The organism is Ancylobacter tetraedralis (assembly GCF_014195655.1).
GTDB lineage: Bacteria > Pseudomonadota > Alphaproteobacteria > Rhizobiales > Xanthobacteraceae > Ancylobacter > Ancylobacter tetraedralis.
Window position 1 is genome coordinate 271,433 of sequence record NZ_JACICD010000004.1, and the last position, 20,719, is coordinate 292,151.

Sequence of the window (20,719 nt, forward strand, 5' to 3'; positions counted from 1 at the left end):
GGGTTATTCCGGCGTCAGCGCATCCGCCGTCTGCCAGGCGAGGTGCTGGCCGCCATCCACCGCGATCATCTGCCCGGTGACACTCTCGGCGCGGGCGAGGAACAGCACGGCGTCGGCGATCTCCTCCGGCGTCGGGCCGCGCCCGAGCGGGACGGATGCGCTCTGCCGGCTGAAATCGTCCGCGCTCTGCCGCAGATTGGCCAGCGTCGGGCCGGGGGCCACCGCGTTGACGCGAATGCGCGGTGCCAGCGCCTGCGCCATCATTCCTGTGGCCGCCCACAGCGCGTTCTTGGTGAGGCTGTAGGAGAGGAAGGCCGGTGTCGGCTTCAGCACCCGCTGGTCGATCAGGTTGACGATCGCGCCGCGCCTGTCCGCGGGAAGCTGCCCGGCGAAAGCCTCGGCCAGGAACACCGGCGCGCGCAGATTGACCGCGAAATGCCGGTCCCAACGGGCGATATCGAGCGCGCCCAGGCCGTCCGGATGGAATTCCGAGGCATTGTTGACGAGAAGGCTGACCGGGCCCAGCGCGGCCGCGGCGGCCGGCATGAGCGCGGCGACAGCCACGCTGTCCGCGAGGTCCCCGGTGACGATGGCGGCCCGCGCGCCGACGGCCATGGCGGCCTCAAGGCAGGTCTGCGCTGCCTCGTCCGCATGGCGGGCATGGATGACGACGTCGTAGCCGGCCGTCGCCAGCGTCAGGCAGATCGCGCGCCCGATGCGGATGCCGCCGCCGGTGACGAGAGCCACCGGGCGAAGGGAGGGCGAGGGAGCAGCTCCGTCATTCATGCGACCTTGCCTCAAGGAATACGTCCTGGCGACGGTTATGCGCGAGATGTTGCCCGGCGCAACCGGCAGTGTTGATGTCTGACTTAACACGAACACGAGTGCGTGCGCGAGGGCACTGTATTCTGCACGGAATTGGCGCGGAGACGATCGATCTTGAAAGTATTACAGCCCCTTACGGTGCCGTAAACCGATAGTTAAGCATAACGTATCCTTTCCCGGGGGTCGGAGTTTCGCTGCATGGATTTATGAGATCGTCACCGTTACCGGATGGCGAGCCGGGGCCGACCGACAGAGAGAGGCGCCGCCGCCTGATGCAGGAGACGAAAATGAACACCAAAATCATCGCAGGACTGGGGTTCGTGGCCCTGCTGGCCACCCCCGCCGCCGCCGCGGATCTCAGTTATCGCGCGCCCAACAACTATGCCTATGCCGCCCCGGCGCCCGCCTTCACCTGGCAGGGTTTCTATCTCGGTGCCAATGCCGGCTATGGCTGGGGCGACGCCAACACCTCGAAGGACCTCAACGGTTTCTCGGGCGGCTTCCAGGCCGGCTACAACTGGCAGTTCAATTCGCTGGTGCTCGGCCTGGAAACCGATCTTCAGGGCGCCAATATCGGCAGCCGCACGTTCGAACTCGACTATTTCGGCACGGTGCGCGCCCGCGCCGGCGTCGCCCTCGACCAGTTCCTGCTCTATGGCACGGCCGGCTTCGCCTATGGCGGCGGCACCTATGAACTGGCCTATCTTTCCAACGACCAGACCCATACGGGCTGGACGATCGGCGCCGGCGGCGAATACGCGATCAACCCGAACTGGAGCGTGAAGGCCGAGTATCTCTATGTCGACCTCAACAAGCAGACCTACACCAGCGTGGTCGGCCCGGTGGATGTGGGCGCGACGGCCAATATCGTGCGGGCCGGCGTGAACTACCACTTCTGACCGGCGGATTCGGCGGCGCCAGGCGCCTTTCCGGCGCTCTGGCGACCCGCCGGGGCAGGGCGGTGGGGGGCTCGGCTTCCCCGCGACCCCAGCGAATACTGGCGGATCGGGGTTTTCAAGCCGGATTTTGTTGTCATTTGGCAACAGCTCACGGCAATCGGATTCCGAATATGGCGGAACTGTTGCGGGTTGACTGAGGTTATGACTAGCGAAATTACCTCCCGTGAATCAGCCGTTGCAATGCTTTGCCTATGCTCCTCACGATTGAGTGAGGGCCGATTGCACCGCCCTGATGCCGAATTCCGCCTCAATCCAGCCCTCGACATGCCCAGCTGCCTGCCTATCTCATTTCTCGAACTTGAATTGAGTTCTCGCTTGCAGTTGCTCGGAGAGTATCCATGAAGAAGATCATCAGCTCGGGCGTTGCCGTCGCCGCCCTCCTCGTTGCGGTGCCTGCCTTCGCCGCCGACCTGGCGAAGCCCTATCCCACCAAGGCCCCGATGGTGGTCGCCGAGCCGGTCTTCTCGTGGACCGGCTTCTATATCGGCGGCAATCTCGGCGGCGCCTGGGGTTCGGGCAACGCTGCCGCCTCCAATCTCGGCCTCGATCCCGACGGGTTCGTCGGCGGTGGCCAGGTTGGCGTGAACTACCAGTTCGACAACAACGTCGTCATCGGTATCGAAGCCGACCTCCAGGGTGGCGATGTCAGCGCCTCCCGTTGGGGCTACGAGTCGAAGATGGACTATTTCGGTACGGTCCGTGGCCGTATCGGTTATGCCTTCGACCACATCCTGCCGTACTTCACCGGTGGTTTCGCCTATGGCCACAGCAAGCTGACCGATCAGCTCACGGGCTTCTCGGACAGCCAGAACCTCACCGGCTGGACCGTCGGCGGCGGCGTCGAGTACGCCCTCACCAACAACTGGACCGTCAAGGCCGAGTATCTCTACATGGATCTCGGCGACGATTACTACAACAGCATCGGCGCCAACGCCGGCCTGACCGCGAACATCGTTCGCGCCGGCGTCAACTACAAGTTCTGATCCGCCGGCCGGCGACGGCCATCGGTCTGATACGGAAAGGCCCCGGACGGCGACGTCCGGGGCCTTTCGCTTTTCTCCCGCGGGTGCCCCGAAAATCGGACACTCGCTCCTAAGGGCGGGCGCCGATTCAGGCCGTCGGTCGGGTTGCCTCGAAAGAAGGCACGCGTGCGGCAAACGCGTCCAGCCAGGCCACCAGCGCCGGATGGTCCTCGCGCCACACGCCGTGGAAGCGCAGGTCGAGATAGCCAAGCGCGCAGGCAAGCGCGATCTCGCCGATATTCGCCACCGCGCTCACATGCCCGGGCACCGGCGGGGCGGCTTCGAAGGCCCGTAGGGCCCGCGCCACCTTTCCCGCCTGATTGTCGATCCACGCGTCGCTGCGCGCCTCCTCGGCCCGGAAGCGCGTCTCGTAAACCTGCAGCAGCGCGGCATCCATCAGCCCGTCGGCGAGCGCCTGGGCCACCAGCACATCGAAGCGCGGCGCGCCGGACGACGGGATGAGGCAACCCCCGCCAGCCTGCGCGTCGAGATATTCGACGATCACGCGCGAATCGAACAGCGGCGCGCCATCCGCCCGCACCAGCACGGGGATCTTGCCGAGCGGGTTCTGGAGGCGCACCGAATCGGAGGGGTCGACGGTGTTGGCGGGCTCGATGTCGAGATGGATGCCGCACAGGACGGCGGCGATCTTGGCCTTGCGACCGAACGGCGAGGCGGGAGACGAACGAAGCTGCATCGGAAATATCGCTGGCGATGGGCGCACGCCAAGGCGCGCCACAACGCGGTCCGGCGGTCGATCCCGGCGGGAACGGAATGTTCCAGCTTCACGGAGGGACTTATCAGTCGGCCCGCTGCAGGTCGATTGCCTTCGGTCCCTTGCCGCGCTTGTCGGGTTCCATCTCGAAGCTCACCCGCTCGCCCTCGGCCAGCGTGCCGAGCCCCGAACGCGTGACCGCGGAGACATGGACGAACACGTCGCGCCCGCCATCATCGGGACGAATGAAGCCGTAACCCTTTTCCGTGTTGAAGAATTTAATGGTACCCGTCGTCGCCATGCGCCTCTCCCTCAAACCCCCGGACGGTTGCGTCCCCGTCCGCTGGGATCCTGTGGGAGCAGGAGCAAGCAAGACCGATGCCGGAGTTCGAAAGCGGATTCAACGCTCCGGTGTGAGCCAGCCCATGCGCAGGCGGCCCTCGCCATCGGTCGCCAGCACCCGCGTCAGGGCACTGAGCGCGGTGCGCAACTCCTCCGCGAGGGTGAAGGGCGGGTTGACGACGATCAGCCCGCAACCCGACATGGCGTCGATCTGACGTACGGCCCTCAGGTCGAACTGCACGTTGAGCGTTTTGGGAATGCGGGCCCGCTCGATCTCGCGGCGGAACGCATCGACGGCGCGCACGTCCTTGATCGGGTACCACAGCACATAGATGCCGGTCGCCCAGCGCCGATGCGCCTCGATCAGGCCCTCGGCCATGCGCTGGAATTCGCCGGGCTGCTCGAAGGGCGGGTCGATCAGCACCACGCCGCGCCGCTCCTTCGGCGGCAGATAGGCTTGCAAGGCCTGCCAGCCATCGGTCGCCAGCACCTTGGCGCGGCCGTCACGGCCGACCGATTCGGCAAGCGCCGCCCGCACCCCCTCGACCGTCTCGCAGAAGATCAGCCGGTCCTGCGGCCGCGCCAGCGCCTGGGCGATGAGCGGAGAGCCGGGATAGCGGCGGAGCGCGCCCGCCAGCGTGACGTCGTCCGCCGCCGCCGGGTTGACCGCGCGCACCGCCGCCAGCCAGGGCTCCAGCAAGGTGGCGACGGCGGGCGGAAACTCGGCCGCGAGCACGGCGCCGATGCCGCCCTCCCATTCGCCGGTGCGCTGGGCTTCCTCGCCGTGGAGGTCGTAGAGCCCGGCGCCGGCATGGGTATCCAGCACGCGGAACGGCGCCTCCTTCTTCGCGAGATAGGCGAGGATGCGCACGAGCACGACATGCTTGACGACATCGGCGAAATTGCCGGCATGGAAGGCGTGGCGGTAATTCATCGGCACTCGTTCGTGGGGATCGTCACCGGGCCAAGCGAGCCGGCGCTCGCGATTCTCAGCCGCCGCGCGTTGGCGGCATCACCATGCGCGCGGTGCGGCAGGCCTGCCGGTCGACCTCGGCGCAGGGTGTGAAATCGAGTTGTGCGGTGAGGCAGATGCGCACCTCGGTGAGGCGGCGGCTGTGGCACTGCACCGCTATCATGTCGGCGGCCAGTCCCGGATTGGCGGCGCGGAAGGCGCCCTCCACCTCGTCCGGCGAGACGGTGCGATACGCGTCCAGCCGCCGGAACGGTTCGGGAATCGTCACCTTGGCATAGGCCTCGCGCACGGTGGCGAAATAGGCCGTGGGGTCCACGCCCGCGCAGGTGCCGTGCTTGCGCCATTCGTGCAGCACGAGGGCGCGGCTCGGCATGATGTCGAGCATGCCGCGCAGCACGGGCTCCGGCACAAAGGGCGCCGGCGACTGGCAGGATTCCGGCCAGCCGCGCTCATATTGCGGCCAGAGGCCATGCACGACGAAGGCGAAGGGGCGCGTGCGGGCACACTGGGCCGGCTCGGCCTTGTCGCCGCGCATTTCGCAATAGGTCGGAGACCAGGACAGCGACAGCACGTAATGATCGAACCGGCCGGGCTCCCCGCGTGTCTGCGCGAAAGCCGGGCCGCCGGCCAGCAGACATGCGACCAGCAGACCTGTAGCCCGCAGATATGCGACGAGCCGGAAATGCCCGCCGCGGGCCAGCCTCACGGCTGCGCCATGCGGCAGTTCGGCGCGTAGGTCCACGAGCGGTCGAAGCCCTCGACGCACCATTCCACGCCCCAGGAGAAGCTCTGGAAGCCGCCATCCTCGATCAGCGAATAATAGATGGTGTGGCGCGCCGGATGGACCATGGTGCTGCCGGCCGCCTTGCCGCCATTATACTGGGCGGGGGCGTGAGGCACCGGGCCTTCGGTACCGGAAATGACGACCTCGGCCGAGCAATAGCGGCGGGGAATGTATTCCTCGCCCCACGGCCGGAACGCGATCTCGCGCACATGGTCGAAGCTGTCGATCTTCAGCGACGAGTTCCAGAAGCGCGATTCGGTGGTGGCGAAGCGGCCGCGAATCTCGGAGATGGCGGCCGGCAGATCGCAGGCCGGCACCTTGCCGCTATAATTGGGCCCCGACAGCCAGAAGTTCTTTTCAAAGAAATTGGCCGCCTGCGCCGAGGCCAGGGACGAAGCCAGCATGGCAACGGCCGCCGCGCCCGTCACGACCTTACGCAGCAGACCAGTCGCTTCGTTCCGTTCAGCACGCATCCTACGTCTCCCAAGCCCTTTGCCGCGAAGATGCGTCGCCCGCGTCAAGCGGTCAATAACGGCAAGGACACACCTTCAGATAATCTGCAATCGCCGAGAAGCTGCATTCCGACACGCCGAGGTCAGATCAGCCGAATGACGTATAATTTGCGCGTGGTCTCGACGACTTCCCACACGCCCTTGAAGCCCGGCCGTATCACAAAGCTGTCGCCCGCGTTCAGCGTCACCGGCGGCTCGCCGTCCTCGCGCAGGATCGTGACTCCGGACGTGAGAGTGCAGAATTCCCATTCCTCATAGTCCACTCGCCAGGCACCGGGCGACGATTCCCAGACGCCGGCAAACAGCGCGCCGTCCGGTAGGGTCTCGGCATTCCAGGTGAGGTGGCGTGGATCGCCCGCGACGATGCGGTCGGCCGGCGGTGCCGTCTCCTCCGGCTCGCCGAGGGTCTCAGGGGTAAAACGCAGCAGGAAGGACATGCGAACCTCGGCCGGCAGAAGGGCGGGGGATGGAACAAGAGCGGCGCGGCCATCCTGTGCGATGCGCCGCGCCGTCTCAAGCCGCTTCGATCCGCCCCCGGATCAACGAAGCGGAAGGCTTATTCCGCAGGGGCCGGCTGGGCTCCCTCCGGCAGGGTCTCCACCGGCGCCGATGCCGTCACCTCCATGCGGGAGCACACGAACAGGAACCCGGCGACGATGAGATAGGCCACGGATACACCGGGCGTGACAGCGAAGCCCACGGTTTCCCCGTGCATGAAGCCGAAGAACGTCAGCACCGCGCCGGCCAGCGCAAATGCCGAGGCCTGTACGAACTGGCGTTCCACGACGAACACGGCAATCGCGCCCAGCACCAGCCCGACCAGGATGGCACCACCCCCCATTACCTCAAGTCCATGGTAAAGCACACCGACAGCCCCAAGCTTGTCAAGGCCGAGCGCGGCGGCCGAGGTGCCGGCCACGGCGAGCGAATTGTCGATGAGCAGCTTGGCCCAGGCGGCCAGGTGCGGCGACAGCGCCAGCACGATGGCGGGTGCGTGCTTGCTCGGCGTGGTCTGGAACGCCTGCGCGCCGATGAGCATGCCGATATAGAGCAGGATGGGCGAGATCGCGACGACCGGGATCAGCGCCAGCAGCAGCGCGATGATGCCGAACCAGGAGAGCACGATCACCATCAGGCCGGTGGCGACGGAATAGCCGATGCGCCCGCCCATGGATTTCCAGCCGGGGTGGCCGATATAGACCGCGTTGATGAAGGGGTTGCCCATCAGGCAGCCGATGAGGCTCACCACGCCGTCGGCGGTCAGCACGCGGGTCGTGGGGTAATGGTCGCCCGCCGCTTCGGCGCTCTCCACATTGTCCATCGCCTCGACCAGGTCGTAGATGCCGAAGGGGATGGCGGTGACGAGGATGACGCCGAGATATTTGAAGCCGTGGAACACGTGATCCACAGCCGGTAGCGGGACGGAAAAGCCGAAGCTGGAGAAGGCCGCGCCGACCTTGTCGACGCTCATGCCGCCATAGTTGAGGCCGAGCGCGGTGGAGCCCCAGGCGATGATCATGCCCACCGCGATGGCCACCAGCCCGGCGGGAATGCCCTTCGGGTATTTCACGCCGCCAAACCAGCTCACCATGATGATGGCGAAGCAGGTGAGGCCGATGACCGGCGTGGTGAAGATCTCGAAGGCCGGGCGCATGGCGATGAAGGCGATGGACACGCCCGCCAGCGTGCCGAGCAGCGCCGCGCGCGGGGTGATGCGGCGGATCCACGGGGCGACAAAGCCGCCGATCATGAGGATGAAGCTCTGGAAGAACACCCAGACCAGGCCGGCTTCCCAGCCCTGGATGGGGTCGCCCGTGGCAGCCCCGATCGGCAGCATGATGACGAAGGTGACGACGAACATGTGCGGCACCGAAATGCCCGAGGGCAGGGCGCAGACGTCGTCGCGGCCGGTCTTCTTGGCCAGCTGGTAGCCAAGCCAGGCATAATAGCTGGTGGACAGGAACATCATCAGCCCGACCGCCGGCAGGATGCGGCCGAACACGATCTCCGGCGGCATCTTCAGCACGAATTGCAGCAGGCCGGTGAGCACCAGCATGTTGACGAGAATGTTGGTGCCGAAGCCGAACAGGGCATTCCAGTCACCCCGGGTCCACAGGGTCGGCCGCATGCCGATTCGGGAAGGTGAAATTGGGATCATCTCACTGGCGGACATGGACTTCATCCCCTTTGAAAATGGTGTCGAGCGTGAGGGCGCGAGCGGAAACGGTTGGATCGGCGGGGCGACGCGGGCGCCGTTCGGACGGCGATGCGCAGGCCCCGATACTCAGGTCCCGGTACTCAGGCGGCTTCGGCCTTGTTGGCGAGCGCGGCGGTGAGTGCCGATGAGCCCGACACCCAGCCGAAGATGCCGCCCTGGGCCTTGATCATTTCAAGGCCGATGCGGTGGAATTCCGGGAAATAGGAGGCGCAGCAATCGGCCAGCGCGACGCAGCGATAGCCGCGGTCATTGCCCTCGCGGATGGTGGTGTGGACGCAGACCTCGGTGGTGACGCCGGCGACCAGCAGCGTGTCGATGCCGCGATTCTTCAGGATGATCTCGAGGTCGGTCTGGTAGAAGGCGCCCTTGCCGGGCTTGTCGAGCACGACCTCGCCGGGAGCGGGGTAGAGTTCGGCGATGATATCGTGGCCGGGTTCGCCGCGGATGAGAATCCGCCCCATCGGCCCGGCGCAGCCGATCCGCGCCGTCGGCGCGCCGCGCTCGACCTTGGCCGGGGGCGCGTCCGCCATGTCCGGGCGGTGGCCCTCACGGGTGTGGATGACCAGCAGGCCGGCCGCGCGGGCGGCCGCCAGTGCCGCCTGGCACGGGCCCACCGCCGCCTGAAGCAGCGACACGTCATTGCCAAGCGTTTCACCGAAGCCGCCCGGCTCGAGAAAATCGCGCTGCATGTCGATGATGACCAGCGCGGCACGCGCGGGGTGGAAGGCGAGCGGGGCGGGTTCGGCGGCGAGTAGGCTTTCGGGCATGGGCGGCTCCGCGTGAAGGCGATCCTATTGCATACATTGATGCATGCATAACGCGTGCCACAAGTTTACTTAGGTTTCGTTGTTAAAAAGATAAGTTATATCAATAAGTTATTTAGTTGAACTCTTGGCCATTCCGAAGTGAGGTTACGGGCCCGAAGGGCTGGGCATTTCAGATATGCATAAAACATAGGCATTTTATGCGAGCCAGTTGCCGTGTGATTGGCCCGCACAAAATACCGATTGAGTGTTCTCACGAAATATTGCACGTTTAACGTGTATTTTGCATATTGGGGGCTGCAATGAACGCGTTGGGTCTGGTTGCCGTCGTGTTGGGATTGTGCGTCGGGGGATGCGCAAATGGAGTTGTCCCGGGAGCGAGAGATATCGAGCCGCCAACGACGGGCGTGTATGTCGGCGGGCTCTACAAGCCCCTCGGCACATCGTTGAGCCGGTCGGGGCCGGTAAATCTAGGCAGGATATGCGTTGTTTCCCGCACACTGGCCGAATTCGGCGTCAGCCCCCCGCAAGGAGAGACGGTCAGTGACATCGACCTCCTGCGCACGCGAAAACTTTCGGCGGCAGTCGCGCAGCTGAATACGGCGATAGGGCAGGCCGGCCTGTCGGGCGATATTTCAAGCTACTACGAGTATAAGATCGTCAATGCGACATCCTACGATATCGACCTGACCTCCGCTGCCGTGGTCTTCGAAAAATTGATGAAGCAGCCGGGCTGCCGGCAGGAGGTGGCGAAACAGGCCGCGGACGGCAAGGTGTATCAGGTGACGAAGGCCTATGTGGGCGACATCGTTTTCCGGCGGAAGACCGGCGGCAACCTGTCGGGCACGCTGAGCCCGGCCGCCGTCCAGGCGGCGCTGGCGGCCGATACGGACCTTCGTTTCAGCGGCAAGGGGCTGGTTTTCGCCTTTGTCGCGGAGAAACGTACGGCTGCGGGGTACTGACGCGCCCGCCGGCTCCTCCGCTGGCCAGCGCCCACGCTCCATGTCCGCGTATGGCAGTCGACGCCACGCCTGCCATACGCAGCCTTGCCAAAGTCCCGACGGGCGGCCACACAATCGGTTGCCCGTTGAAGGACAGATCATGCTCATCGCCCACCTTTCCGACCCGCATGTGCGGCCGCGCGGCCAGCTCTACCAGGGCGTGGTCGATTCCAATGCCATGTTCGAGGCCGCGCTGGCGCAACTCGATGCGCTCGATCCGCGCCCCGATCTGGTGCTGCTCACCGGCGATGTGGTCGACGAAGGCACGGCGGAGGAATATGCGGTCGCGAGCCAGATGCTGGCGGATATCGGGCTGCCGCTGCTGGTCATTCCCGGCAATCACGACGAGCGGGAGGCGTTTCGCGCCTGCTTCAAAGCCCATGCGCATCTGCCGGCTACCGGGCCGCTGCATTTCGCGGTGGGCGAGCATGGCCCGGTGCGCATCGTCGCGCTCGACGTCACCCCGCCCGGCGAGCACCATGGCGAGTTCGATGACGCCACCGCCTTCTGGCTGGAGGCGACGCTGGCCGCCGAGCCGGAGCGGCCGACGCTGGTGATGATGCACCAGCCGCCCTTCGCCAGCGGCATCCCCTATATCGACGATTATAGTTGCCGCGGCGGCGAGCGCCTCGCCGCCATCATCGCTCGTCATCCCCAGGTCGAGCGCGTGCTGTGCGGCCATATCCATCGCTTCATGCAGTTGCGCTTCGGCGGCACGATGCTGCTGACGGCGCCGAGCACCACCACCGCCATCGCCCTGCGCCTCGCCCCCGATGCCGAGCCGGCCTCCTATGTCGAGCCTCCGGCCATGCTGCTGCACCAGTGGCGGCCGGGCACCGGGCTGGTCACGCATTTCGTGCCGATCGGGCGCTTTGCCGGGCCGTTCGATTTCTTCTGAGCGAGGTCTTCGCCGACGCGTCGCCGCTCTTCCATCGGCGGGGTGGACGCCCCATATTCGCGCCATGGCCAAAGCTGCACGTCCCGGCGGATTTTCGGAGCGCTCCCAGCGCGCCTTCGAGCCCGCGCAATCCGCGACCCTCGATCCCGTCCTCGCCGAGAAGCTCGGCGTGGCGCCGACCTCGGGTGCCTCCGCCACCGTCGCCGCGCTCACGGCGCTGATCGAGACCGGCCGCCCGGAGGTCGATGGGCAACTCTGGGTGCCGCATCGTCCGGCCCGGCCGGAGAAATCCGAAGGCGGCGTCCCGTTCGTGCTGAAGTCGGACTATCAGCCCAATGGCGACCAGCCGCAGGCGATCAAGGATCTGGTGGCGGCGGCGCAGGAGGGCGAGCGCGATCAGGTGCTGCTCGGCGTCACCGGCTCGGGCAAGACCTTCACCATGGCCAACGTGATCCAGGAGTTGCAGCGCCCGGCGCTGGTGCTGGCGCCCAACAAGACGCTGGCGGCGCAGCTCTATGGCGAGTTCAAGAGCTTCTTCCCCGACAATGCGGTGGAGTATTTCGTCTCCTATTACGATTACTACCAGCCCGAGGCCTACGTTCCGCGCACCGACACCTTCATCGAGAAGGAATCGTCGATCAACGAGCAGATCGACCGCATGCGCCACTCGGCCACGCGCTCGCTGCTGGAGCGCGACGACGTCATCATCGTCGCCTCGGTATCCTGCATCTACGGTATCGGCTCGGTCGAGACCTATGCCTCGATGACCTTCAAGATCGAGGTGGGCGAGCGGATCGACCAGCGCCAGGTGCTCGCCGATCTGGTAGCGCTGCAATACAAGCGCACGCAGGGCGATTTCGGCCGCGGCACGTTCCGCGTGCGGGGCGACGTGATCGAGATCTTCCCGGCGCATTACGAGGATCGCGCGTGGCGCGTGTCGCTGTTCGGCGACGAGGTCGAGAGCATCCAGGAATTCGATCCGCTCACCGGCCAGAAGTCGCAGGAGCTGAAATTCGTCAAGCTCTACGCCAATTCGCATTATGTGACGCCGCGCCCGACGCTGATCCAGGCCACGCAGGGCATCAAGGCCGAGCTGAAGATGCGGCTCGACGAGCTCAACGCCATGGGCCGCTATCTCGAGGCGCAGCGGCTGGAGCAGCGCTGCACCTTCGATCTCGAGATGATGGAGGCGACCGGCTCCTGCGCCGGCATCGAGAACTATTCGCGCTGGCTCACCGGCCGCCAGCCCGGCGAGCCGCCGCCGACATTGTTCGAATATGTGCCGGACAACGCGCTGATCTTCTGCGACGAGAGCCACGTCACCGTGCCGCAGATCGGCGCGATGTACCGCGGCGACTTTCGCCGCAAGGCGACGCTGGCGGAATACGGTTTCCGCCTGCCGAGCTGCATGGACAACCGGCCGCTGCGCTTCGAGGAATGGGAGGCGATGCGCCCGCAGACGGTGCATGTCTCCGCCACGCCCGGCAAATGGGAGATGGAGCGCACGGGGGGCGTGTTCGTCGAGCAGGTGATCCGCCCGACCGGGCTGGTCGATCCCCCGGTCGAGGTGCGTCCGGCCCGCACGCAGGTGGACGACCTGCTGGGCGAGGTGCGCGCCACCACCGCCAAGGGTTATCGCACGCTGGTCACCGTGCTCACCAAGCGCATGGCCGAGGACCTGACCGAATACCTGCACGAAAACGGCATCCGCGTGCGCTACATGCATTCGGACATCGACACGATCGAGCGCATCGAAATCCTGCGCGACCTTCGCCTCGGCGCCTTCGACGCGCTGATCGGCATCAACCTGCTGCGCGAGGGGCTCGACATTCCCGAATGCGGTCTGGTGGCGATTCTCGATGCCGACAAGGAGGGCTTCCTGCGCTCTGAGACCTCGCTGATCCAGACCATCGGCCGCGCGGCGCGCAATGTCGACGGGCGGGTACTGCTCTATGCCGACAACATCACCGGCTCGATGGAGCGGGCGATGGCGGAGACCGATCGCCGCCGCACCAAGCAGGTGGCGTGGAATGTCGAGCACGGCATCACGCCCGAAAGCGTGCGCAAGTCGATCGGCGACATTCTCGAAAGCGTCTATGAGCGCGACCATGTGACGGTCGATTCCGGCCTCGCCGAGGGCGCGGCGACCTATGGCAACAACCTCGCCACGGTCATCGCCGATCTCGAGAAGCGCATGCGCGCCGCCGCCGCCGATCTCGACTTCGAGCAGGCCGCACGGCTGCGCGACGAGATCAAGCGCCTGCAGGCGACCGAACTGGCGGTGGCCGACGATCCGCTGGCGCGGCAGGGCGATGTGGATGAGCAGACCGGCGGCTATCGCGGACAGCGCAAATATGGCCGCTCGGCCAATCTCCCGGAAAAGAAGGGCGGCAAGTCCGGAGCGCGCTCTTCCGGCCCGCGCTCCTCGCCCGGCCATGTCTCGGCCGGCCACGAGGCGCGGGCGGACGAGGCGCAGGCGGTCTATGATCCCGGCGACACGGCTGCCCGGGGCGCGCGCTCGCGGCTCGTCAAGCCTTCGCTCGACGACATGGGCCCGGGCACCGACCGTGTCGAGCCGCTACGCGTGGAAGACTGGGTGCGCCCCGAGCGCCCCGACCCGATGACCAAGGGCCACCGCAAGGGCGGGCGGCGCAAGGGGCGGTGAGTGGGTGATGGGGACGGCGCGGCGAGGCTGCTGCCGCACCCGTCCTCGTGCCCTCACGCGGGCGCCTTCTCGGCGGTGCGGAAGCGCTTCTTCAGCCAGAGGCACGAATGGCCGGGCGGGAAATCGTCGATCCGGCCGAATTCCTCATAGCCCTGACGGACATAGAAATCCGGGGACTGGAAGCTGAACGTGTCGACATGGGCGCCGATGCAGGCGCGGCGCTGCGCTTCCTTTTCCGCCGCGGCGAGCAGGCCGGCGCCGATGCCGGCGCCGCGCGAGGCGGGGGAGACCCACAGCCAGTCGATGAACAGCCAGCTGTAATAGATCCGTCCCTTCAGCCCCCCCTGCACCGCGCCGCCGCTGCCGCGCGCCATGACCCAGAGGTCGCGCGCGTGCGGAGGGCCGGCCTTGGTGTCGTTGAAGGCGTCGAGGCCCCGGTCGATCATCGCCCGGACCTCGGCGCCCGGATTCTCCTCGATGGTGAACTGCATGGGCGTCTCCGTCATCTGCCGGCCGCGCGAGCGGGCCGAACTCCTTCTAGAGCCCTTTCCGATCAGGTGGAATCACCTGATCCCTAAGAAAGTGCTCTCGATTCAATATGCTGGAGCGTTTTTCGGATCGCGGAAGCCGATCAACTTTCGCGGAGACCGCTCCAGCCCGCCCGTGCGGGAATTCCCAATCCGGCGCGTTTCGTCGCCTCTTCGAAGAGCCTATGCTGGCGGGCGGGCGCCGAACATGGGGAACAGGCGCGCGACATGAGCCCGTCCTGTGCGGGCGGGTATATCGGGTGTGGGGGAACATCATGAATTTCGGACAGGCCGTATCCAGCGTGCTGAGCAAATACGCCACCTTTTCCGGCCGCGCGCCGCGGTCGGAATACTGGTGGTGGGTGGTGTTCTCGGTTTTGCTCAACTGGGTGACGACGTTTCTCGACACTGCGCTGTTCGGCACTTTCGCGCTCGTTCATTTCGGCGACATGAGCTATGTCGGCGCGGCCGATGTGTTCACGCCGCTTTCCACCATTGCCGGGCTGGCGCTGATCATTCCCTCTCTCGCCGTCGGAGCCCGCCGGTTTCATGATCTGGGTCGCACCGGCTGGTGGCTGCTGATCGGGCTGACCGGTATCGGCGCGCTGGTGATCTTCTTCTGGTTCATGGTGAAGGGCGATGCGGGCCCGAACCGCCATGGACCGGACCCGCTGGACCGGCGCCCGGTGTGAGCCGGGCGCGTTCTTCACTTTGACAGGCCGATATAGGACGGCTGCTGGTTGAAGGGGATGAGGCGCACGGCCTTCGCGTCGAGATCGAGCTGTTTGAAGTCGATCAGGCGAGGGGTCGGGTTCTCGTAATCCCAGATCGCGTAGATGCCGTTCTTCAGGTCCGCGACGGCGGTCCATTCGGTTGTCTCGAAGCCGGATACGCCGCCGCCGGCGGCCGAATCGGCGCTGGTGACGATGGCCCCGGGCGGGATGTCGAAATTGTTGAGGATGTGACGCGCGGCCTTCATCGCGTCGGAACCCGTCGGCAATGGCGGCAGGTTCTGCACGAAGGTGAAGGCGCGCACGAAGCGCGAGGGCGAGAGGAAGTCACCGGGCAGGCCGTGCAGTCCGGCACCGGAACTCGGCGCGGCGATGGTGAGATCGCCCACCTTGCGTGGCGGCGGCTCGTTCGCCGACAGGTTGCCATAGAGGCCGGCATGCGCGATCTGCCACGGGAAGGCCGGGGCGTTGGTCATGATGCCGGTCGGGTTGTCATAGATGTTCAGAGTGCCGTCGACATATTCGACCACGATGCTCTTGCCGCCGAGATCGTGCAGGGTGACGTGCAGCGGCACCGCGCTCTTGAACACCGCCTGCGGGGCGTTCGACACCTTGATGGTCGGCAGCGCCGCCTTCACCTCGTCCACCGTGGCGAAATTGGTGAGCATCCAGGTGAGCAGCTCGAAGGAGGCGATCGAGTTCTTCGCCTCGCCGGGGCCGACATCCTGGAAGCGCGCGAGTCCGGGGAAGAACAGCATGCCGCCGGCCAGCCCCTTCTCGTTCAGCCCGTCGACGAGAATCGGCAGGCCCAGTCCGTTGGCGCCCATGGCGGCATATTTGCCCTTCCACTCCAGCCCGGTGCCGGCCGAGCCGTCGGGCCCGGTGCCCTTGATCGTGAGGTTGCGCGGGAAAACGGCTAGCTGGGACTGCAGGGGCAGGGCGAATTCCAGCGTGCGGCCATAGACCATGGCGCCGTCTTGCGCCTTCAGCAGGAAAGACGTGCAGGCATTGGCGGCCATGGGCGCGCCGGCCATCGCCAGGGCCGCGGCCACAGTGAGAGACTTGCGGGCGATTGTTCTCAGCATAAAAAATCCTCCCGCGCCGGGCTGCGGCGCGGGAGGATCATGGAACCAGAATTCCTACCGTTCGATGATTTCCGTCAGCGGCCGGCCGGGTTCATACGCGGGTCCGTCACACGCGGCCCTGCTGGATGGCGCTGAGTTTCCACGCGCCGCCCGGCTCGCGGGCAAAGGTCCAGAACTCGATCACCTGGGTCGCCCGGTCGGGGTCGCCCTGCACGAGGCGGCCGGTGGCACGCTCGATGGTCGCGTCCTTCAACTCGTAGCGCATGGCCACCGTGGCATAGTCGCGGGTGTCCTCGGACCAGGCTTCCGACAGGTCGCCCTGCAGCAGCTTCACGTCGGTGAGGGTGTTCTGCAGGCCGTCGCGGGCGAGATCGTCGAGATCCTCGCTGAGATAGGCGAGCATTTCCGGCGTCGTCACCTGCGCCAGGGCCGCACGGTCGTCGCGGCCATAGGCGCCCTGTACCTCGCCGAGGCGCTGCTCGAAGGCATCGAAATCCGATGCCTGCAGCGTGAGCGGGCGCCCGCGCGGAGCGCCGCCAAAGCCGGCACGGCCACCGGCGGCCACTCCCGACGGGGCGGAACCGCCGCCGAGCGGGGCGGAAGGGCCGGCCGCTTGGTCCAGAGCGCTGCGCGGGCTCGGCTGCGGACCGCCGCCGCCGCCGGCATAGGAGGGCTGGTTACGGTTGCGCAGCCAACCCATGACGAGCCGCACGACGATGAAGATCAGGCCGACCTGAACGAGGAGGCCAAGGATGCCGGAGAGGCTGCCGAGGCCGGAAAAGAAGCCGGAGCCCATCAGCAGGCCGAACAGGCCGGCGCCGAGCAGGCCGCCCATCAGCCCGCCCATGAAGCCGCCGCGGTTGAAGAACCCGCCCGGCCGCGCACCGGCGGTCGCCGCCGTCGCGGCCGTCCCGGGCTGGGTCTGAGGCGCGGCAGAGCGCTGCATCGGCTGGGCGGAGGGGGCGGTCGGGGTCGGGGCGGGGGTCGACCAGGTCCGCGAGCCGCGGCTGCCCATGTTCATGCTGCGTCCGGCGCGAGCCTCGGCAAAGTCCATGGCCACGACACAGCTGGCCGCGACGAAAAGGGCCGCGAGGGCGACGCGCAGCGCGGCGGATCGGGAACGCGAGGGTTTGGACAAGGATACTCTCTCGAACTGGTGGATCCGGCATATGCCGTTACGTCACCATATGGGGTTGCCGAGAGCGTTTGTCACCCACCCACCGCTATTCTTCCGGCGCGGCAGGCCTCCGGGCCTTGAGGCCACAGGCCGCGCGCCGGCACACATTCCCGTGAGGCGTCGCGCATCCGGCGCGGCGCCCGGGCATCGGGCGGTTCAGAATCCGAGTGCGGATTCGAGTGCGGCGATGGAGCCGACGGGAGCCGATACAGCCGCCGCCTTCTTCTCGGTCGCGGCGGTGGCCGGGACGGAGGCGAAAAGGGGCTTGGACTGGCGGATATTGGCGGGGGTCTGAACCTCGGCCGGGTTCACGACGGGGGGCATTGGTACGTCCTTCCTGATTACGCACACGCGTCTGGCGATTCGCCGGCTCAGCGACTTAAGCCTTGCCGGTTTGACCTCGATGGAAGCCGCCAACCCGGCGACCCCATCTTCGGACAGCTTCGGTTATGAACGATGAACGCTGAACCTTGTCTGACCCTGGCGTTCATACTGGCGGCGATTTGGTTCACAATCGGGGCGGTTCCGGGGCAAACCGAAAGAAGGTGAAACCTGTTGCGCATCTGCCGCAGGGGCATCGGGCTACCTCGCGCGCGCGTGGCCCGGGATATCCGGCATCCGCCGCTTCCCTGTCACGGCCGGCATGCTAATTGCTAAGTTCCGCCTACGCCTAAAGGAGTAATCGCCATGTCCGTTGCCCTCACCATCGCCTTGCCCGATGCCGAGACCGAAGCCGATGGCGATCTCGACCACTCGCTGCGCGAAGACATCCGCATGCTCGGCCGTGTGCTGGGCGACACGCTGCGCGACCAGGAAGGCGAGCCTGCCTATGAGCTTGTGGAACGCATCCGCCGCGTCTCGACCCGCTTCCACCGCGAGGAGGACGAGGGCGCGCGCCAGGAGCTGGAAGTGATCCTGAGCGATCTGGGCGCGGACCAGACCATCTCCATCGTGCGCGCCTTCAGCTATTTCTCGCACCTCGCCAACATTGCCGAGGACCAGAACGTCATCCGTCGCATGCGCGCCGCGGCCGCCAGCGGGCGTGGCGCGGCGCCCGGCTCGCTGGCCAATGCGCTGCAGCGTGCCCGCGAAGCAGGCATTTCCACGGCGGAATTGCGCAAGTTCTTCAAGACCGCGCATGCCAGCCCGGTTCTGACCGCGCATCCGACCGAGGTGCGCCGCCGCTCGACCCTGACGCATGAAATGTGCATCGCCGAGCTTCTGGCCGACCGCGCCCGGCTGGACCCGACGCCGGACGAGCAGGAACAGGCCGACGAGGAACTGCGTCGCCGCGTGCTCACCCTGTGGCAGACCAACCTGCTGCGCCGCACCAAGCTCACCGTGCTGGACGAGGTGGCGAACGGTCTTGCCTATTACGACTACACGTTCCTGCGGCAGTTGCCGAAGCTCTATGCGGCGCTGGAGGACCGGCTGGACAGCCTGGATGAGGAGGGCACCGCGGCGCCGGAACTCGCCTCCTTCCTGCGCATCGGCAGCTGGATCGGCGGCGACCGCGACGGCAATCCCTTCGTCACCGCCGAGGTGACACGCGAGACCATGCGGCTGCAAAGCGCGCAGGCCATGCGCTTCTATCTCGCGGAGATCGATGCGCTGGGGGCGGAACTCTCCATCAGCACCGTGCGCGTCAGGGTGGCCGAGGCGCTGATCGCGCTGGTCGACGCCTCGCCCGACCTCTCGCCGCACCGGCGCAACGAGCCGTACCGGCTGGCCGCCACCGCCATCGCCGCGCGGCTGCGGGCCACCGCCTTCCGGCTGGAAGTGGCCGATCTTGTCGGCCTCACCGTGAAGCCCAGCGCGGCGCCCTATGCGTCGGCCGCCGAGTTCAAGGACGATCTCGATGTCATCGATGCCTCGCTGAAGGCGCACAAGTCGGGCGCCATCGCCCGCGGCAAACTGCGCGACCTGCGCCGCGCGGTGGATTCCTTCGGCTTCCACCTCGCCATTCTCGATTCGCGGCAGAACTCGGATGTGCATGAGCGCTGCATCGCCGAGCTGTTCGAGGTTGCCGCACCGGGCACCAACTACAAGGCGCAGCCCGAGGGCACCCGCGTCGCGCTGCTGCTGCGGGAACTCGCCACCGCGCGTCCGCTGACCTCGCCCTTCGCCGCCTATTGCGAGGAGACGGTGGGGGAACTCGCGATGCTGCGCACCTGCGCGCGCATCCACCAGATCTACGGCCCCGAGGCCATCCAGACCTGCATCATCTCCAAGGCCGAGGGCGTCTCGGACATGCTGGAACTGGCGCTGCTGCTCAAGGAGGTGGGACTGGTCGATCCGGCGGGCACGTCGGCGGTCAATATCGTGCCGCTGTTCGAGACCATCGAGGATCTGCGCAACGCCGCCCGGGTGATGGAGCAGATGTTCCGCCTGCCGGAATATCGCAAGCTGGTGGACAGCCGCGGCGGACTGCAGGAAGTGATGCTCGGCTATTCCGACAGCAACAAGGATGGCGGCTTCGTCACCTCGGGCTGGGAACTCTACAAGGCCGAAATCGAGCTGATCGAGGTGTTCAAGCGCCATGGCGTGCGGCTGCGGCTGTTCCACGGGCGCGGCGGCTCGGTCGGACGCGGCGGCGGGCCGAGCTACGACGCCATCCTCGCCCAGCCGGGCGGGGCGGTGCAGGGGGCGATCCGCATCACCGAGCAGGGCGAGATCATCTCGTCCAAATATTCCAACCCGGCGGTTGGGCGCGGCAATCTCGAAATCCTCGCGGCGGCGACGCTGGAGGCGACCCTGCTCTCGGGCGATGCCAAGGCGCCGCGCGAGGAATATCTCACCGTGATGGAGGAACTCTCCGACGCCGCGTTCACGGCCTATCGCGCGCTGGTCTACGAGACCCCGCGTTTCGAGGACTATTTCTGGGAATCCACCGTCATCAACGAGATCGCGACGCTGAACATCGGCTCACGCCCGGCCTCGCGCAAGAAGACGCGGCGGATCGAGGATCTGCGTGCTATCCCGTGGGTGTTCTCCTGGGCGCAATGCCGGCTGATGCTGCCGGGCTGGTATGGCTTCGGCACGGCGGTGAAGAGCTGGCTCCAGCACCATCCGGACGGCCTGCCGCTGTTGCAGGAAATGTATCGCGAGTGGCCGTTCTTCCGCACCCAGCTGTCCAACATGGACATGGTGCTCTCCAAGAGCTCGATCGCCATCGCCTCGCGCTATGCGCAGCTGGTGGAGGACGTGGAACTGCGCGAGAGCATTTTCGGGCGCATCCGCGCGGAGCATCAGGGCGCCATCGACTCGCTGCTGGCGATTTCCGAGCAGCCCCGGCTGCTCGGCTCCAACCCGCTGCTCGACCGCTCGATCCGCGCCCGCTTCCCCTATATCGACCCGCTGAACCATGTGCAGGTCGGCCTCTTGCGCAAGTACCGCTCCAACGACACCGACGAGAAAGTGCTGCAGGGCATCCAGCTGACGATCAACGGGATCTCGGCGGGGCTGCGGAATTCGGGGTGAGGGGCGGGGCCTGATGACGCCTATGGCTTGACGGTGACATG

General features: G+C 66.5%; 20 protein-coding genes. 7 read left to right on the top strand and 13 right to left on the bottom strand.

Going from position 1 to position 20,719, the window contains the following annotated elements; translation table 11 throughout:
* Positions 1-3 precede the first annotated feature (3 nt).
* Entirely contained in the window at positions 4-786 is a 783-nt protein-coding gene (locus tag FHS55_RS12335; RefSeq protein WP_183190048.1) for an SDR family oxidoreductase, read from the bottom strand.
* A gap of 326 nt (positions 787-1,112) precedes the next feature.
* On the opposite strand from FHS55_RS12335, the gene FHS55_RS12340 reads away from it, so the two are divergent.
* Positions 1,113-1,724: an outer membrane protein gene (locus tag FHS55_RS12340; protein WP_183190049.1), complete on the top strand. Its 612-nt coding sequence runs from the start codon at positions 1,113-1,115 to the stop codon at positions 1,722-1,724.
* A gap of 398 nt (positions 1,725-2,122) precedes the next feature.
* Positions 2,123-2,767: an outer membrane protein gene (locus FHS55_RS12345; protein ID WP_183190050.1), complete on the top strand. Its 645-nt coding sequence runs from the start codon at positions 2,123-2,125 to the stop codon at positions 2,765-2,767.
* 127 nt (positions 2,768-2,894) lie between these two features.
* Here the strand turns inward: FHS55_RS12345 and FHS55_RS12350 are convergent, their stop codons facing one another.
* The 8 genes from FHS55_RS12350 to FHS55_RS12385 form a co-directional block, all read right to left on the bottom strand.
* Positions 2,895-3,503 (bottom strand): glutathione S-transferase family protein, encoded by a 609-nt coding sequence (locus FHS55_RS12350; RefSeq protein ID WP_183190051.1) that lies wholly within the window; start codon positions 3,501-3,503, stop codon positions 2,895-2,897.
* Between the two features lie 103 nt (positions 3,504-3,606).
* On the bottom strand, positions 3,607-3,822 hold the full coding sequence (locus tag FHS55_RS12355; protein ID WP_183190052.1) for a cold-shock protein: 216 nt from the start codon (positions 3,820-3,822) through the stop codon (positions 3,607-3,609).
* A gap of 99 nt (positions 3,823-3,921) precedes the next feature.
* Positions 3,922-4,797 (bottom strand): 23S rRNA (adenine(2030)-N(6))-methyltransferase RlmJ, encoded by an 876-nt coding sequence (locus tag FHS55_RS12360; RefSeq protein ID WP_183190053.1) that lies wholly within the window; start codon positions 4,795-4,797, stop codon positions 3,922-3,924.
* Between the two features lie 55 nt (positions 4,798-4,852).
* Positions 4,853-5,536, bottom strand: a complete 684-nt coding sequence (locus FHS55_RS12365; RefSeq protein WP_246340137.1) for a ribonuclease T2 family protein — start codon at positions 5,534-5,536, stop codon at positions 4,853-4,855.
* Positions 5,537-5,538: 2 nt separating this feature from the next.
* Positions 5,539-6,093 carry a hypothetical protein gene (locus tag FHS55_RS12370; protein WP_183190055.1) on the bottom strand — a complete coding sequence of 185 codons (555 nt, stop codon included), beginning with the start codon at positions 6,091-6,093 and terminating at the stop codon, positions 5,539-5,541.
* A 122-nt stretch (positions 6,094-6,215) separates the two neighbouring features.
* Entirely contained in the window at positions 6,216-6,569 is a 354-nt protein-coding gene (locus FHS55_RS12375; protein ID WP_183190056.1) for a cupin domain-containing protein, read from the bottom strand.
* A 119-nt stretch (positions 6,570-6,688) separates the two neighbouring features.
* Positions 6,689-8,305, bottom strand: coding sequence for a regulator (locus FHS55_RS12380; protein WP_183190057.1), 1,617 nt, complete (start codon positions 8,303-8,305; stop codon positions 6,689-6,691).
* A gap of 125 nt (positions 8,306-8,430) precedes the next feature.
* Positions 8,431-9,117 (bottom strand): cysteine hydrolase family protein, encoded by a 687-nt coding sequence (locus FHS55_RS12385; RefSeq protein ID WP_183190058.1) that lies wholly within the window; start codon positions 9,115-9,117, stop codon positions 8,431-8,433.
* Between the two features lie 299 nt (positions 9,118-9,416).
* Here FHS55_RS12385 and FHS55_RS12390 point away from each other — a divergent pair, with 299 nt between their 5' ends.
* The 3 genes from FHS55_RS12390 (at position 9,417) to uvrB (ending at position 13,678) form a co-directional block, all read left to right on the top strand.
* Positions 9,417-10,076, top strand: a complete 660-nt coding sequence (locus tag FHS55_RS12390; protein ID WP_246340087.1) for a hypothetical protein — start codon at positions 9,417-9,419, stop codon at positions 10,074-10,076.
* Between the two features lie 139 nt (positions 10,077-10,215).
* Complete coding sequence (locus FHS55_RS12395) at positions 10,216-11,013, top strand: phosphodiesterase (protein WP_183190059.1); 798 nt, start codon at positions 10,216-10,218, stop codon at positions 11,011-11,013.
* 64 nt (positions 11,014-11,077) lie between these two features.
* A complete protein-coding gene (gene uvrB, locus FHS55_RS12400; RefSeq protein WP_183190060.1) occupies positions 11,078-13,678 on the top strand; it encodes an excinuclease ABC subunit UvrB in 2,601 nt (866 codons plus the stop codon).
* 53 nt (positions 13,679-13,731) lie between these two features.
* Here the strand turns inward: uvrB and FHS55_RS12405 are convergent, their stop codons facing one another.
* A complete protein-coding gene (locus FHS55_RS12405; protein ID WP_183190061.1) occupies positions 13,732-14,169 on the bottom strand; it encodes a GNAT family N-acetyltransferase in 438 nt (145 codons plus the stop codon).
* A gap of 311 nt (positions 14,170-14,480) precedes the next feature.
* On the opposite strand from FHS55_RS12405, the gene FHS55_RS12410 reads away from it, so the two are divergent.
* Entirely contained in the window at positions 14,481-14,897 is a 417-nt protein-coding gene (locus tag FHS55_RS12410) for a DUF805 domain-containing protein (protein ID WP_183190062.1), read from the top strand.
* A gap of 14 nt (positions 14,898-14,911) precedes the next feature.
* Here FHS55_RS12410 and FHS55_RS12415 read toward each other — a convergent pair whose 3' ends face one another.
* The 3 genes from FHS55_RS12415 to FHS55_RS12425 all read right to left on the bottom strand — a co-directional run bounded on the left by FHS55_RS12415 (position 14,912) and on the right by FHS55_RS12425 (position 17,522).
* Positions 14,912-16,021: a linear amide C-N hydrolase gene (locus FHS55_RS12415; RefSeq protein ID WP_183190063.1), complete on the bottom strand. Its 1,110-nt coding sequence runs from the start codon at positions 16,019-16,021 to the stop codon at positions 14,912-14,914.
* A 106-nt stretch (positions 16,022-16,127) separates the two neighbouring features.
* A complete protein-coding gene (locus FHS55_RS12420) occupies positions 16,128-17,159 on the bottom strand; it encodes a Tim44 domain-containing protein (protein WP_246340088.1) in 1,032 nt (343 codons plus the stop codon).
* 195 nt (positions 17,160-17,354) lie between these two features.
* A complete protein-coding gene (locus FHS55_RS12425) occupies positions 17,355-17,522 on the bottom strand; it encodes a hypothetical protein (RefSeq protein ID WP_183190064.1) in 168 nt (55 codons plus the stop codon).
* 363 nt (positions 17,523-17,885) lie between these two features.
* On the opposite strand from FHS55_RS12425, the gene ppc reads away from it, so the two are divergent.
* Positions 17,886-20,678 (top strand): phosphoenolpyruvate carboxylase, encoded by a 2,793-nt coding sequence (gene ppc / locus FHS55_RS12430; RefSeq protein ID WP_183190065.1) that lies wholly within the window; start codon positions 17,886-17,888, stop codon positions 20,676-20,678.
* Positions 20,679-20,719 lie beyond the last annotated feature (41 nt).